At 38.4% G+C, this 15,924-nt stretch carries 10 protein-coding genes and 2 pseudogenes; 3 read left to right on the top strand and 9 right to left on the bottom strand.

The window, feature by feature from the left end:
- The 5 genes and pseudogenes from C4E06_RS21060 to C4E06_RS21040 form a co-directional block, all read right to left on the bottom strand.
- Positions 1-1,258, bottom strand: a 1,258-nt coding sequence (locus C4E06_RS21060; RefSeq protein WP_107670386.1) for an RNA-guided endonuclease TnpB family protein, incomplete at its 3' end; no start/stop codon positions are given.
- Between the two features lie 339 nt (positions 1,259-1,597).
- The gene (locus tag C4E06_RS21055) at positions 1,598-1,855 is read right to left on the bottom strand and encodes a hypothetical protein (protein WP_107670385.1); all 258 of its coding nucleotides are present in this window, start codon (positions 1,853-1,855) and stop codon (positions 1,598-1,600) included.
- A gap of 87 nt (positions 1,856-1,942) precedes the next feature.
- Entirely contained in the window at positions 1,943-3,028 is a 1,086-nt protein-coding gene (leuB, locus tag C4E06_RS21050; RefSeq protein ID WP_107670384.1) for a 3-isopropylmalate dehydrogenase, read from the bottom strand.
- A 143-nt stretch (positions 3,029-3,171) separates the two neighbouring features.
- Positions 3,172-4,106: pseudogene (locus C4E06_RS21045) on the bottom strand (glycosyltransferase family 9 protein).
- Positions 4,107-4,220: 114 nt separating this feature from the next.
- Complete coding sequence (locus C4E06_RS21040) at positions 4,221-4,409, bottom strand: hypothetical protein (RefSeq protein ID WP_107670388.1); 189 nt, start codon at positions 4,407-4,409, stop codon at positions 4,221-4,223.
- A gap of 109 nt (positions 4,410-4,518) precedes the next feature.
- On the opposite strand from C4E06_RS21040, the gene C4E06_RS21035 reads away from it, so the two are divergent.
- Entirely contained in the window at positions 4,519-4,761 is a 243-nt protein-coding gene (locus tag C4E06_RS21035) for a hypothetical protein (protein ID WP_107670383.1), read from the top strand.
- Between the two features lie 50 nt (positions 4,762-4,811).
- A complete protein-coding gene (gene cobJ / locus C4E06_RS21030) occupies positions 4,812-6,707 on the top strand; it encodes a precorrin-3B C(17)-methyltransferase (protein ID WP_107670382.1) in 1,896 nt (631 codons plus the stop codon).
- Positions 6,708-7,651: 944 nt separating this feature from the next.
- Here the strand turns inward: cobJ and C4E06_RS21020 are convergent.
- The 4 genes from C4E06_RS21020 to C4E06_RS21005 form a co-directional block, all read right to left on the bottom strand.
- On the bottom strand, positions 7,652-11,407 hold the full coding sequence (locus C4E06_RS21020; RefSeq protein WP_198648911.1) for a TaqI-like C-terminal specificity domain-containing protein: 3,756 nt from the start codon (positions 11,405-11,407) through the stop codon (positions 7,652-7,654).
- A 4-nt stretch (positions 11,408-11,411) separates the two neighbouring features.
- Positions 11,412-11,831, bottom strand: coding sequence for a putative toxin-antitoxin system toxin component, PIN family (locus C4E06_RS21015; RefSeq protein ID WP_232826329.1), 420 nt, complete (start codon positions 11,829-11,831; stop codon positions 11,412-11,414).
- Entirely contained in the window at positions 11,818-12,039 is a 222-nt protein-coding gene (locus tag C4E06_RS21010; RefSeq protein ID WP_107670379.1) for a hypothetical protein, read from the bottom strand. The genes C4E06_RS21015 and C4E06_RS21010 overlap by 14 nt, the downstream gene beginning before the upstream one ends.
- A 74-nt stretch (positions 12,040-12,113) precedes the next feature.
- A complete protein-coding gene (locus tag C4E06_RS21005) occupies positions 12,114-12,563 on the bottom strand; it encodes a DUF29 domain-containing protein (protein WP_107670378.1) in 450 nt (149 codons plus the stop codon).
- Positions 12,564-12,859: 296 nt separating this feature from the next.
- On the opposite strand from C4E06_RS21005, the pseudogene nifJ reads away from it, so the two are divergent.
- Positions 12,860-15,924 (top strand): annotated as a pseudogene (gene nifJ, locus C4E06_RS21000) (pyruvate:ferredoxin (flavodoxin) oxidoreductase); the annotation flags it as partial.

Below are 15,924 nucleotides of genomic sequence, written 5' to 3'. Positions count from 1 at the left end.
TATAACGAGGGATTCTTAAACTCGCGCTTAAGATTTCCTGCTTCACAGATTGGTAACTAGGCAAAGCCCCCGTCCCATCATCTCCACAGGCATTTTCAGATACGCTATGCCCTAGCGCATATTCTTCTACACCACGATTTCTGATAACTTGCGCTGCTGCCACGTCTCGGTGGGTTTTATACCCACATTCAGGACAATTATGCTCTCTAACATCAAGGGTTTTCTTACCAGTATGAAACCCACAATTAGGGCAAATTTGAGATGTAAAATTCTTGTCAACTTCATTAACAAAAACATCTCTTTTCCATGCTACCCATTTAAGAATGGTTATGAATTGTCTAAAACCAGCATCAAGACAATGTTTAGATAACATTCCTTTAGCCCATGACCTAAAATCAATATCTTCAATAAATATTGATTGTGATTGGTCACAAAGACGATGAGCTAACTTGAAATGCCAGTCTTTACGAGTATCAGAAATTCGTTGATGTAATCTAGCTATCTTTTTGTTTAACTTGTGTCTATTATTAGAGCCTTTTTTCTTATTTCTTAATCTACGCTGTAGCAATTTCAGCTTACGATGTAGTCGATTTAAGAATCGAGGTCTATCCACAAGTTCACCATCGGAAGTAGCCAAGAATTTATCTAAACCTAAGTCAATACCTAAAGGATGTCCATGAAAAGAAACGTCAGGAATATTAACATCTAACTGTAAAGAAAGCATCATGAAGTAACCATTAGCTCTCCTTACAATGCGAGCTTGTTTTAACTCAAACCCATCAGGTATTTCTCTAGACTTTCTAAACTTTACCCATCCTAGGTGTGGTAATTTAATTTCGTTACCTTTAATACAATCTTTTAGCATTTGAGGATATACATAAGACCGCATTCTATCCCTATTTTTAAAGCGCGGAAAGCCTAACTTTTTGGACTGCATATCGGCAAAAGCTCTATCTAAAGTCCTCAAGACTTGTTGTAAAACTTGAGCGTTTACTGATTTGAGTATGTCATTAGTTTTCTTGGCCTTTGTTAATGCTTTAGCTTGATTGTGATAATTAGGGTAAGGTACGTCAGGAGAAATAATATATTCCTGAATTAATGAGCAAGAATTAACAGGGGATTTTCTAGAACTTAGCCAGTCCTTACGATCTCTTAAAGCATAATTCCAGACGGAGCGACAAACATTTAAAGTATGTTCAATTACCTCAATTTGTTGCTTATTTGGGATTAGCTTAAATTCGTAAGTTAATGTAAGCATTAGTTCGACCACTATTAATACTTTCCCTAGTTTAAATTAATCTACACACAATGTCAACTCGTGTAAGTTGTCTCCCGCTGGTCGGTTTATTTGTTGGCAAAAATTCATCTCCCGTTAATTTCTATGAGTCTTTTTTTGGGGAGAAATATAACGGGAGTCCTCTTTTTGTATTTCAGGATAGTTTATGAAAGAGGGAAATTAAATACAGAAATTAGGGGTAAAGCTTTACAATTTGCAGCATAAAATTGGCTTAGGGATGGGAAAAATAGGGTAAAAACAATATTCTACCCATCTATAATCAAACTCTAAGACTTGATCCCTAACTAACATCAATTTCAGTTATATTTCCACTTCTAATTGTTTGGTGGGAACAAAACATTCCCCAGGCAACAGAACCGGGTTATTGCGAAAAATTAATTGTCCCCGATAACTTTTACGATGAATAGCGATCCCATAGGGTCGCTTGGCGTTTCTCGGGTGTAACATACAATAGGTCCGATAAATCCTTTGGGCTGCTCGTAACAAAGTGGGATCTAGAATAATCGTGGAGTCCATGGGTTGTTGTCTAGGGTCTTTCATTTGAGGGATATAAGCCATAACTTTAATTTCCTCACACAATCATTGAGGTTGATCTTTAATATATTAAGACAGGGAATACACATCAAAGGACGGAAAAACCCCCCACTATGATTCCAATATTCTTAATAAAACCTCTCCCATGGCTTTACACCCTACAGATTTCATGCCCTCAGACATAATATCTCCTGTGCGGTAGCCTTGGGCTAGGGCTTCTAAAACCGCTTTTTCTAATTTGCTGGCGGCTTTGGGTTCATTTAACCCGTAGCGTAGCATCATCGCAGCACTGAGAACCTGTGCCAAGGGGTTGGCCTTATCTTGTCCGGCAATATCAGGGGCCGAACCGTGAACGGGTTCAAATAATCCTGGCTTTTCTAAGCCTAAACTGGCTGACGGTAACATTCCAATACTGCCAGTTAACATGGCTGCAGCATCAGAAAGGATATCCCCAAACAAATTACCGGTAACGATGGTATCAAACTGTTTGGGCGCTCTGACTAACTGCATGGCCGCATTATCGACATAGAGATGGGACAGTTCAACATCGGGGTATTTTTCCCCCATTAGGGTCACGCGATCGCGCCATAATTGAGAAACATCTAATACATTGGCTTTATCCACTGAACAGAGTTTGCCACTGCGTTTTTGGGCGGCTTCAAAAGCCACTTTAGCAATGCGGTCAATTTCTGACTCGGTGTAAGCCATGGTATTGACCCCTCGTTTTTCCCCGGTTTCGGTCTTAAAAATGCCCTTGGGTTCCCCAAAATAGATCCCACCGGTTAATTCTCTAACCACCATGATATCGACCCCCTCGACGATGTCAGGTTTGAGGGAAGAGGCATCAATTAACTGGGGTAAAATGGTGGCCGGTCGTAAATTGGCAAAGAGGTTAAGTCCGGCACGAATAGCCAGTAAGCCGGTTTCGGGCCGTTGTTCACGGGGCAAATTATCCCATTTATAACCGCCAATAGCTGCTAATAAGACCGCGTCGCTGTTGCGACACATTGTTAGGGTTTCTTCGGGAAGGGGTTTTCCGGTTTCGTCGATGGCCGCCCCGCCAATAAGGGCTTCTTGAAATTGAAAGTCGATGTCTAATTGAGTCCCAACCAGTTTGAGGATATCAACGGTAACCCCTAAGATTTCAGGGCCGATGCCATCCCCTGGCAGTAGGGTAATGCGATATTGCCTCGTCATAGTTAACTTTTTCTTTTACTTATTAATAAGCGATCGCCAATTTTAAGCTTGAGCTTCAATGGTTACTATTTATCCATTCAACTAGCCATTTTACTTTACCATGACTACTCGGTTGAAAGAAATAACCGAGTAGGATAGGGTTTTTAGCTGCGCCAAATCTTTTCTAAGACTTTTGAGGCTTGAATATCCCCTAAATTATAGGTAGAAGATTGAATGGCAATAAAGCGATCGTCGTTGGCCGGCAGTCGTTTTTTGGCATCGGTTTTCCCAAATAGGGCGACGGTATAGGTTCCCACGGCCACCCCTAGTTGTAAGGGGGGCTATCGGTGCAGATCATTAAATTTGCCCCGGCAATCATGGCCGCTAATTTGCCCATATCTCCTGGCTTGGTCACTTTTAAATCAGAACAACTACTGAGTAAAGGATTAATCCAGGCTTCGTCCCCACTCCCCTGGACTAAGACAATGGATAAGGAGGGCTGTTTTTCTTGAATTCTGTTGATAATATTACTCCACTGAGGTACGGGATAGGACTCACTGGCCCCGCCGTAGATTAAGATATAACCACTTTCGTCGAGTAATAGGCGTTTTTGTTCGGCTTCGGCCCAAGCGATATCCTCTTTAGGTAAGGCGATTTTCAAAGAAGGACAAGGGGATTGAATGCCGATTCCCTGCATGAGATCATGATACATCTGGGCGGTGTATTGTTCTGTTTTTTGGGGAACGGGGTTAGAAATCAACCAACCGGGTTGGCTTTGATAACCAACGGTCATGGGAATCCCATTCAACCAGAGTAATAGCCTGATACTCCAGCGTTTTTCTAAGGTTAGGGCAATATCGTATTCGCGATCGCGGATAATTCCTAATAAGTTTAAATAATCCGCTAGTCCATTGCGATCTTGATAGTCGAATAAGAGAACTTCGTGAACTTGAGGACACACCCGATAAGCGGCCTTTGCACGGGGTTCCACCAGGACATCAATAATAGCATTAGGATATTGAATTTTGAGGTCTTCTAGGGTCGGAAAAAATAAAATTTGTTCGCTTATTCCCCCAGGAACCAGGGCTAATATTCGCATAGTTTCGATGTTTTAATGGGTAGAACGTGGGCTTCGTTACAGCACATCAGCTTAATTTTAAGGGAAGAGTCCCGAAAATTGCTTTAATGTTCAGAATTAATTATGAACTACTGGTCACTGTTCTATCACTTCAAAGTCTGACTCCTCTAAAGATAATATAATTGATTCGGGTTGATGATTCAGGGGATTTTGCTCTAATCTGACCAACCACCGTCCGTTGTTTTCTTGTGCTTCGATACGCCCTTCCATCCCCCTAGCATAGTCAGGGTAAATGACACGCACGACCATTCCAATGCGAATCATAACCATACTTTTTCACAATAAAATAGGTAAAGTTAAATCTAACCTTAGGTTAATTTTAGATTAAGAAGGGGTACTCTACAATCAAGGTATGCAAAAGAGCAGCAAGATTATGAACAAAATCACCCGAACTAACAAAGATAACTTTCTTTATCCCCTTTGTCCCTATCATGGAACGTTAACTCAGGATACCGTGCTGTTTAACAATAAATTACAAGAATTTGCTCACAAGGTGGGATTTATTGCTAATCTGCACACAGGAGGAAAATTACCTTCAGAGAAAGCTTATGGCCAAGTCGAATCCTTGTGGCGAGACTTAGAGTCAACGAAAATGACCCTTTCTGAGGATCACTAAGACGACTTTGTTATGATCAGCGAGAATCACCCACCATGCCATGATCTTTGATGAGTCTTTTTGATACTTTTCAACCAATCGCTGCGATCGCCACCACACCCCAAGGGACTCAATTATTACATCCCCTCTGTCAATCTTTAGGGGCAACCCTCTATGTTTCGGACACCTTACCTCTAACTGAGACAACAGTCTGTCATTATCAGGGGTCCCTAAAAACCCATTTAGCGACCATTTGGCCAAACCATAGGGCTTTGATCTTTTGTTTGGCTACGGGTGCGGTTATTCGTCTGATTGCTCCCTTATTACAGGATAAAGCTACCGATCCAGCTATTATTGTTATCGATGCCAAGGGTCAATCTGTGATTAGTTTATGCAGTGGCCATCAAGGGGGTGCCGATCGCTTGGCCCAACTGATTGCCCATCATCTCCATGCTACCCCCATTATTACTGGTGCGTCCCATCATTTGAATTTACCTGGGATTGATATCTTAGGGTTGCCTTTTGGTTGGCGCAAAGGACCAGGGGATTGGACTGGGGTGAGCCATGCGATCGCTTCTCAAAAAAGGGTTCAGGTAATACAAGAAGCGGGTTCTAAGCTTTGGCAAGAGAATTTACCTCAAAATCATCCTTTTTACTTTGGATTCGGTCAAATGGGGGAAAATACACCAGAGGGGAGAATTTGGATTAGTGCCACCCAACGCAGATTTGCCGAAGGCTCTCCCCTGCCTAAAGTGCAATGGTATCCTAGGGTGTTATGGGTGGGTATCGGGTGCATTCGGGGAACGTCTCAAGGGTTGATTGCATCGGCTATCAAAGAAGTTTGTCAAAGGTATCATTTAGCCACAGAAGCGATCGCCGGTATGGCCACTATTGATCTTAAAGCTGATGAAGTGGGAATTATTGAATATTGTCAAGAAAAAGAGTATCCTTTATTAACTTATTCGGCTGATGTTTTAAACGCGATAAAGGTTCCTAATCCGTCTGATGTGGTTAAAGAAGAAGTGGGAACTTCTAGTGTGGCAGAAGCCGCGGCTATTTATGGGGCAAATTATTGGTTTGATTATGAAGGAAATAGGGAAAATAGGGAGATTGATCAATCTCTTTTAGTAACGAAACAAATTATCAAATCTGAGGGTGAAGCGGTGACCATTGCGATTGCTAAAAGTGAGTTAGAATATACAGGAAAAACGGGAAAAATTTATTTAGTTGGCATTGGACCAGGGAGTTTAGAACAGATTACTTCTGCGGCTAAAATGGCGATTAATCAAGCAGATGCTCTAGTGGGCTATTCTTTATATTTAGACTTAATTAACCCGTTGCAACGTTCGGGTCAAATTGTTGAATCTTTACCCATTACTCAAGAGAGAAAAAGAGCGCAACGAGCCATAGAATTAGCACAATGGGGCTTGTCTGTGGCTGTTATTTCATCGGGAGATTGTGGCATTTATGGAATGGCGGGATTGGTATTAGAAGAATTGAAAAATACTGATTGGGATGGCAAGAAACCTAATATTGAAGTGTTTCCAGGAATTACAGCGTTACAGGCAGCAGCGTCCAGGGTGGGAACCCCTTTAATGCACGATTTTTGTGCCATTAGTTTAAGTGATTTATTAACGCCTTGGGAGGTGATTAAAAAGCGATTAAACGCAGCAGCAATGGGGGATTTTGTCACAGCTTTATATAACCCGCGATCGCAAACTCGTCAAAGTCAAATTGTTGAAGCACAAAGCATCTTTTTAAACTATCGTAATCCTAATACGCCGGTGGCTTTAGTTCGATGTGCTTATCGTCAAGATGAAACCATAATATTAACCAATTTGCAGGAAATGTTAACTCATACCATTGATATGTTGACCACTGTTTTGATTGGCAATAGTAGCACTTTTTACCATCAAAATTGGATGGTTACACCGAGGGGATATAATCAAGTCGAGCATCAACTCTAAGTATCAAGTAATGTTAAAAAGGCTTGCTTTTTCTTGACTTGACATGGTATTCTATACACAATGGAAAAGCTGTGCGCCTGTAACCTCTGTTTTTGGGAAATGGAAAAGAAGAAATAAAACAGTAGGGTGGGCAAAGCAAGAAATCATCTCATCTAACTATAGTCTTAAAAAGGTTTGCCCACCGAACAATAAGCATCAAGTAATGTTAAAAAGGCTTGCTTTTTCTTGACTTGACATGATATTCTATACACAATGGAAAAGGTGTGCGCCTGTAACCTCTGTTTTTGGGAAATGGAAAAGAAGAAATAAAACAGTAGGGTGGGCAAAGGCAAAAAATTCTCTGATGCAACTAGAGTATGGAAGACATTTGCCCACCGAACAATCATCATCAAGTAATGTTAAAAAGGCTTGCTTTTAGTTGACTTGACATGGTATTCTATACACAATAGAAAAGGTGTGCGCCTGCAACCTCTGTTTTTGGGTAATAAGAAGAGAAGAAATAAAACAGTAGGGTGGGCAAAGCAAGAAATCATCTCATCTAACTATAGTCTTAAAAAGGTTTGCCCAGCGAACAATCATCATCAAGTAATGTAACAAACACTTGCTTTTTCTTGACTTGATATGGTATTCTATACCTAATGGAAAAGGTGTGCGCCTGTGACCTTTGTTTTTGTGTAATCAGAAGAGGGAAGATAAAACAGTCCCAAACGGCAAAAATTTCAGCTATGGTAATAAGTTAATAAAACCAGCTTATTGAAAATGATGAGTTAAGGATTTAACAGTGTTAAATCCCTACATGGGTGTATTTGTAGGGACATAATATAGCAGAAGTCAGAAGTTTGAAGTCAGAAGTCAGAAGTAAAATTATTGTGATATGAGACATTGACACCAATGTTGTTTACCTCATAACTCTGGGAAATGCTATACCATTATTTCCATTTCCCTTATTTGCTTACACTGTCTTCTATTATAGCAATCTCTTCTGGTGTTAATCCATATAATTCATAGACTATTTTATCGATTTCTGATTCTAAGTGACTGACATCTGCGTTGGGATTATTGTTTTTTATTGTAATAATTTTATTCACTGTTTCTGTAATATACTTATCTTGTGTTTCTGTTGCTTTTGGGATAGGTATTTGTTTTATATACTCACTAAATGATCTTAAATAACCACCACGAATACTATTAGAAATATAAGAATAAAACCACTCAATTGTTTTTGAGTTTAATAAAGAGTATAGAATTTTGTTGTTGACGGGAATAAAATATGTAGTATTAGAACAATAAAAATTGTTTACATCTAATACAAAACTTTGATGTTCATAAATATCTGGATACATAGTCTTGTCATTTTCAAACTCATCCCAATATTTACAACTTCTTAACTCCCAAAAATACTTACCTTGATCATATCGTTTAATTAATTGTTCTCGATATTGATTTAACCATTGATAAATTGCTGGATAAGTCTTAGAAAATATAGTTTCTGCTTCTGTATTTGATTTATCACTCCAAGGATGTTTTTTGTTTTCAGATGATTCTATTGTAATCAAATATTGTTCAGCAAAATTAACAACCCATCGTTTAACATCTCTTCCTCTTAAAAACGGTTTTAAAACCTCTGCGGAAGAAGAATGTTCAGCAATTAGTCTATCTTTCGTTTCTTTATTAATAACAAATGCTTCATTAAACCCTGTTTTAATTCCCATAAAAATTTGATTACTAACATATTCTCCTAATGGTGTCCCTGTATTTCTTAACTTATCTAGTAACTGTAATACTTCAGAAGATTCTAACCTCCAACCGTCTGATAACAAATCTTGTTGTTGTAGGGTAAAACTATCTTGATTTAAGATAGTAATAAAATCATCAATAGAGTTATCGCTTTCCCAGTTTAATACTTGTATGGTTTGGCTTTCTTTTAACAACGTTTCAGCTTGTGTTACGATAATACTAGGATAGGCGATCGCTTCTTCAAATACCGGTGCATCACCAAAGTCTATTAAGGTATGGATGGTGGTATTTGTTGTTAAAAAAGAGCGCAATTTTTCCCCATATCCTGATCTAAAATATTTATTAGAAGAAATATAAGTCAAAATTCCTTGTTTTTTGAGTAGAGTATAAGCTTTTTCATAGAAATAAACAAATAAATCAGCAACCCCTGTATAACAAGTGTAATGGTGTTGTAAATAAGGTTTAAATGCTTTAATTTCTTCTTGACGAATATAAGGAGGATTACCAATAATAATATCAAAACCCACAAAATCACCCTTATTATTTAACACTTCTGGAAACTCAAAACGCCATTCAAACGCATTTTGATATAACTTACCGCTTTCTATTTCTTCTAACTCAACCGTTAACTTATCTATCTCATTTTGTAACTTAGTTATCTTCTTTTCTTTTGCTTTCTTTTCTGTCTTTGTCTCCTCTAATAAAGTCGTTTGATTCTCCAATAAATATAAATCGGATTCTAACTTTCTTAGTTTAACCTTTTTGGGATCAATACCCGATAAAGTTGTCTTAAAATTCTCCTTTATTTTTGTAATTAATCGTTCCATTTCTCGCTTTTCTTTCTTACTTTTTGCACTGCGATAAGTTTGTACAGCAGTTTGATAAGTATTAATATCCAACTTACTCTTACTCAATGCTACTTTTAAATCTGAGTCTAAGGGAAAACGACTAATTAAAGAATTCCCACACTTAATATTGATATCAATATTAGGTAACGTTTCTAACTCATTCTCTCCTTTATAATAAGCATTTTTCAATAACTCTATCCATAACCGTAAACGACAAATCTTAACCGAGTTAGGATTAATATCCACCCCAAATAAACAACTTTCTATAATAGTCTGTTTCTCATGAAATAAAGTTTCTTGTACCCGTTGACTCTCCTTATTCTTAGGATTATATTCAAACAATCTTTCGTTATCATCTTCAATGACTAACTCATCATTTACCACCTCTATTTTATAATCTCGTAACGTCTTACCCTCCTTATCTAGTAATAGTTTCAACTCACTTTTTATTGCGATGATTTCATTTAATGCAGACACCAAAAAATGACCGGAACCCACCGCAGGATCACAAATTTTTAAACTATTGATAATCTCGTTTGCTTCTGCTTTATCATCAATTTTATTATAAAGATCATTAATGGTGTTACAGTTCCATTTTTTCACCTCATTAAACTTCTCAATAACTCCCCGTCTAATGGTTTCGCGACACATATACATAGTGATGAAACCAGGGGTAAAAAATGACCCATCTTTATAACCGTTTATCTTCTCAAAAATTAAACCCAAAACCGACGCATTAATTAACCGTTTATTGTCTTCTTGTATTGCTTCGGAACCCTCGCTACTAAAATCATAAGCATCAAGAAACTCGAATAAATATTGCAGTGCATTTAAGTTTCCTGTACGTTTTTTTCCTGTAGTATCCTTTAACACCGTTGCCGAAAAAATGGGTAAATTTTCTTGTCGAAGATTACTAATAACAATGGTTTCATGTTCTAAGTTTGTGGGTTTAAATAGGGAACTATTGAGATAGGGAATAGTAAAAAAATTGTTTTTAATATAATCATCCCGTTGACTATTTTCGCAAGCTAAGACATTAAAAAAGAGAAAGTTTAGATCAGAATAGTTTTTTATTTTATCTAAATGTAAAAAAGAAAAAGACTTATCTCCCTGATGATAATTAATTAATTGTGCTTCTAATAACTTCAAGAATAAAATACGATTAACCCAAGTAATTACCAACTCTAAACTAACATTAAATAACTGTTCTTCTGTCTTTTCTCCAAACTGTAAAGGGTTACTTATTCGTGAGAGTTTATCTAACCCTTGTAGTTGAGTAATTGTATTTTCAATTAACGATCCAATATTTCTTTTTCCTACTTTATTTCGTTTAATTAATTTCTTATTTTTCTCCTTAACTTCCGTCAAACCAATAATATATAATAACTCGTTATAAAATTCCTTGTCTAAACTATTACTATCATTAATAAAAGGTAACTTTAATAAATGTTCAGGGGAAAATAACTTATATAAGTCCCGTAACTGTTTTTCATTGTCTCTATTGTCTGGTAAGTTAACATAAACAAAGGTTAAATCTACTGATTTTTTATCAATAGCAGGTTTAGCAATATTTTCATAGAAAAACTTTGTATCTGTACCCGTTAACTTTTTATTTTTAAACTCATTAAACTGTTTAACTAAAGCTTTATCTTGGATAAATAACCGTTCAAAGTCTTGTGCATCAAAAATGAACCATTGATAAACATTAGTAATAATTAAATGTTTAAGATTAAGATTATTTTCTGTAATTCTTTCTTGAAAGAAATATAAAAGTAACTGCTGTAATGCTTTCACATTAAGCTTATCTAACTTTGGCATTTCTGTATTGGGTTGTTTGCACTCTAAAATAACCCCTACTGTACTGTTATCAGTTTGATTATTATAAATAACTAAATCTTTTTTGTATTTCGTATTGATAAAGTAATTGTCTTGATAATAAGTATCCTTGAGAAAATCTCGTAATAGATTTTTATTAAACTCCTCTGACTCCTTTTGATTAACACTATTTAGTAACTGTTGTAAATTACTTTTAAACTCTTCAAAATGTTGACGAGTGGGTTTAACTTTGAGGAAAGCTTTATTTAATGCTTGATGGGGGGATAAGATGTTAGACATAGATTTACTCATTACAAAGTTTCAAGAATTCGCTAATAGTCATAATTGAAATGTTTTGAAAAGGATTTAAGATTAATAAATCTTCATCCCCTGTTATAATAAAGTCCGCTTTACCACTTATAGCTAACTCTAAAAACTTATTATCTTTTGAGTCTCGACAAACAGTAATAGATTCTGTAATTATGACTGATTCTGATTTTTCTACAAATTTAAGAATAAATTCTTGTCTTTCTTCTATAGTCAGATATTTATCAAACTTCTTCCTTTGTAAAACTTGGGTGATTTCTTCTAGAGTTTGATCAGAATATAAGGTAAACCCAATTTTTTCGATAGTTTGAATCGCTTTGAATGCAGAAGAATCTTTAATTAGTAAAGCACTAATTAAGACATTAGTATCGACTACAAAACGTTTATTGATCATCATTTAAAATGTCTTCTAAAATTTCGGTAGTTAAACCCCGTTTTTCTGCTTTATCAGCGATTTCCGACATAACTTCACTAAGACTTTTTTGAGAAAACTCTGTTTTGAGAAATAACTTAATAATTGTACTGATTTGTTCTTGTTTTTTGATATCAGACTCTCGATAAGCTTGAGCAACTTCTTCATCTACCTTAATATTAATTGTTTCCATAATGAATTTCTTGATTGTCCGTTATCTTGGTTTATATCATTATATCATAAACAATAACTCAAAAAAATCATAATTTATTCGGGTAAAAAATCTGAATCTAAAACCATTTCTATAGTAAAAGGACAAGACTCAGGAAAAGTATTTAATGATAATTTAGTTTCTTTGGCTGCTTCTTTTTTAGCGTAATTATACCATTGTTCAAATTCTTGCTCTAATAAAGGTTTCAAACTTGGACTATCTTGTAATAATAAAGATAATTGTAATCTTTGTTCTCTAATGGTATTTAACCAGCTATTACTGCGTTTAATTCCTTGATATTTCCACTTTAATAAGTGCATAATCAAAATGGCAAGACGACTTTTTAACTCCCGTTTCTCACTCCTTCCCATTGCTTCAATTTCTTCAATTAAGTTATCTAAATCAATCTCATTAAAATCACCTGATTTAAGCTGTTTAACTGTCGCTTCTATCCATAAATTAAAATCGGTATCGTAGAGAGTTGATGAATTAATTTGAGTTACCATATTTTGACATTTTCAAAAATTTCAACTATTCATCCTTATTATAACAAAAGCAAAAGGTCAAATAACTGTATTAAAAAAACATAATAAATTGTTCTGTCTCTTAAATTATGTTCGATCATAAAGATAGAAGTCTCATTATTAACCCTGATGACAAAACCCTATCAAAAACAAACCTAATGTTGCATTAATCAACCCTCAAAAATCAATCATTTCCTGATATTTTTCCCTAAAACTGTCAAGTCTTTGCAACAAAAATTACCACTTTACCTGATCGATCGCTAACTAAAGAGAACACTATGAACAGCAAAACCTACGCTACCATTGATGGAAACGAAGCCGTTGCCAGAGTTGCCTACCGTCTTAATGAAGTGATCGCCATTTATCCCATTACCCCCTCTTCACCCATGGGAGAATGGGCCGACGCTTGGGCTTCCGCCGGACAACCTAACTTGTGGGGGACCGTCCCCTCCGTGGTGGAAATGCAGAGCGAAGGAGGAGCAGCCGGGGCAATCCACGGATCGTTGCAAACGGGGTCCTTAACGACGACATTTACCGCCTCTCAGGGCTTATTATTGATGATCCCCAACCTCTACAAAATAGCCGGGGAACTCACCGCCACCGTGATCCATGTGGCCGCGCGATCGCTGGCCGCCCAAGCCTTGTCTATTTTCGGGGATCATGGGGATGTCATGGCCGCCCGTAGTACCGGGTTAGCCTTGATCGCCTCTGCATCCGTGCAAGAAGCCCAAGACTTTGCCGCCATCACCACCGCCGCCAGTTATGAAAGTCGAGTCGCCGGACTGCACTTTTTTGATGGGTTTCGCACCTCCCACGAAGTGCAGAAAGTGGAGTTATTGGATGATGCGGTACTGCGATCGCTGATCAAAGACGAATGGGTGATCGCCCATAGAGAAAGGGCCCTAACCCCGGATCGCCCGGTTATTCGGGGAACGGCCCAAAACCCTGATGTCTACTTCCAAGCCAGAGAAACCGTCAACCCCTTCTATGCAGCCTATCCGAACATTTTACAGACAACCATGGATCGCTTTGCCCAACTGACGGGAAGGCAATATCAACTCTATGAATATCATGGTGATCCTGAAGCCGAAAAAGTCATTATTTTAATGGGTTCCGGTTGTGAAACCGTTCACGAAACTGTCGATTATTTATTAACTCAAGGGGAAAAAGTTGGGGTTTTAAAAGTCCGTTTATATCGTCCCTTTGCTGCTGAAAAATTAATTGAAGCGTTACCAAAAACCGTTAAAAAAATTGCTGTTTTAGATCGCACCAAAGAACCCGGTTCAGCCGGAGAACCGTTATATCTTGATGTGGTAACAGGGTTGATGGAATGTTATCAAGAAATGCCCTTACCAAAAATCGTTGGGGGACGCTATGGTTTATCTTCAAAAGAGTTTACCTCGGCTATGGTTAAAGGGGTGTTTGATAACTTAGCTTTAGATCACCCCAAAAATCATTTTACTATCGGTATTAACGATGATCTCAGCCATACCAGTCTTGAGTATGATGCCAACTTTTCTACCGAACCCGACAATGTGGTGAGGGCAATTTTCTATGGGTTAGGCTCAGATGGAACCGTCGGTGCTAACAAAAACTCCATTAAAATTATTGGAGAAGAAACCGATAACTATGCTCAAGGATATTTCGTTTACGACTCCAAAAAATCCGGCTCTGTTACTGTCTCTCACCTGCGCTTTGGACCCAACCCGATCAAGTCCACTTACTTAGTCACGAAAGCCAACTTTATTGCTTGTCATCAATGGGAATTTTTAGAAAAATTTGACCTTTTAGAACCCGCCATTGAAGGAGCAACCTTTCTGATCAATAGTCCCTACCAACCCGACTATGTGTGGCAACAGTTACCCCGTCTGGTGCAAGACCATATTATTAACAAAAACATCAATGTTTATGTTATCAACGCCTATGAAGTGGCCAGAAATGCAGGGATGGGTGGCAGAATAAACACCGTCATGCAAGTATGCTTTTTTGCCCTTGCCAATGTACTCCCCAGAGAAGAAGCGATCGCCCAGATCAAAAAATACATCCGCAAAACCTACGGCAAGAAAGGGGAAGACATTGTACAGATGAACATTAAAGCCGTTGACGCTGCTTTAGATCATCTCCATCAAGTTACCATACCTAACGCCATCGATGAAAACGCCGGAGACATCCATAATCCCATCCCAGATACTGCCCCGGCATTCATTCGAGATGTGTTAGGTAAAATGATGGCCCGACAAGGGGAAGACATCCCCGTCAGCGCGTTACCCTGTGATGGTACTTACCCCAGTGGGACCGCAAAATGGGAAAAACGCAACGTTGCCCAAGAAGTCCCCGTCTGGGATGAAGATGTCTGCGTTCAATGTGGTAAATGTGTTCTGGTTTGTCCCCATGCGGTGATACGGTCTAAAGTGTATGAAGAAGCCGCCTTAACTAACGCCCCGGCCAGCTTCAAAAGTGCGCCAGCCAAGGACTTAGACTGGAAGAAAACGAACCTTAAGTTTACCATCCAAGTGGCAGCGGAAGACTGTACCGGTTGCGGTATCTGCGTTGATGTTTGCCCGGCCAAAAATAAATCCCAACCCAAACTAAAAGCCATTAATATGGCCCCACAGTTACCGATCAGGGAACAAGAACGAGAAAACTGGGATTATTTCCTCTCTATTGCCAACCCAGACCGAAATACCCTGAAACTCAACAAAATCAGCCATCAACAGATGCAAGAACCCTTATTTGAGTTTTCCGGGGCCTGTGCCGGCTGTGGCGAAACCCCTTATATTAAGTTAGCCACTCAGTTATTCGGCGATCGCATGGTGGTAGCCAACGCCACGGGATGTTCTTCTATCTATGGCGGTAACTTACCCACCACACCCTGGACCCATAACCAAGAAGGACGGGGCCCGGCCTGGTCTAACTCACTCTTTGAAGATAACGCAGAATTCGGGTTAGGGTTCCGTGTTTCCATTGATAAACAAGCAGAGTTTGCCACTGAGTTAGTCAAAAGTCTTGCTTCTGACATCGGAGAAACCCTCGCTACAGGCATTTTAACCGCGCAACAGAAAGATGAAGCCGACATCTTTTTGAACAACGGGAACGAGTCGCTATCCTCAAACACCGTTTAGGGGAGTTAAGCAACAGTAACTTAGATGAGTCGATGCAAGCTAAAGTTACCATGTTGCAGTCTGTCGCCGACTATTTAGTTAAAAAGAGTGTTTGGATCATCGGCGGTGACGGTTGGGCCTATGATATTGGATATGGTGGGTTAGACCATGTCTTAGCCAGTGGCCGCAACGTCAATATTTTGGTCATGGACACGGAAGTTTATTCTAACACCGGGGGACAA

This window comes from Cyanothece sp. BG0011 (genome assembly GCF_003013815.1).
GTDB lineage: Bacteria > Cyanobacteriota > Cyanobacteriia > Cyanobacteriales > Microcystaceae > Crocosphaera.
This window is presented reverse-complemented; position numbering and strand designations above follow the sequence as displayed.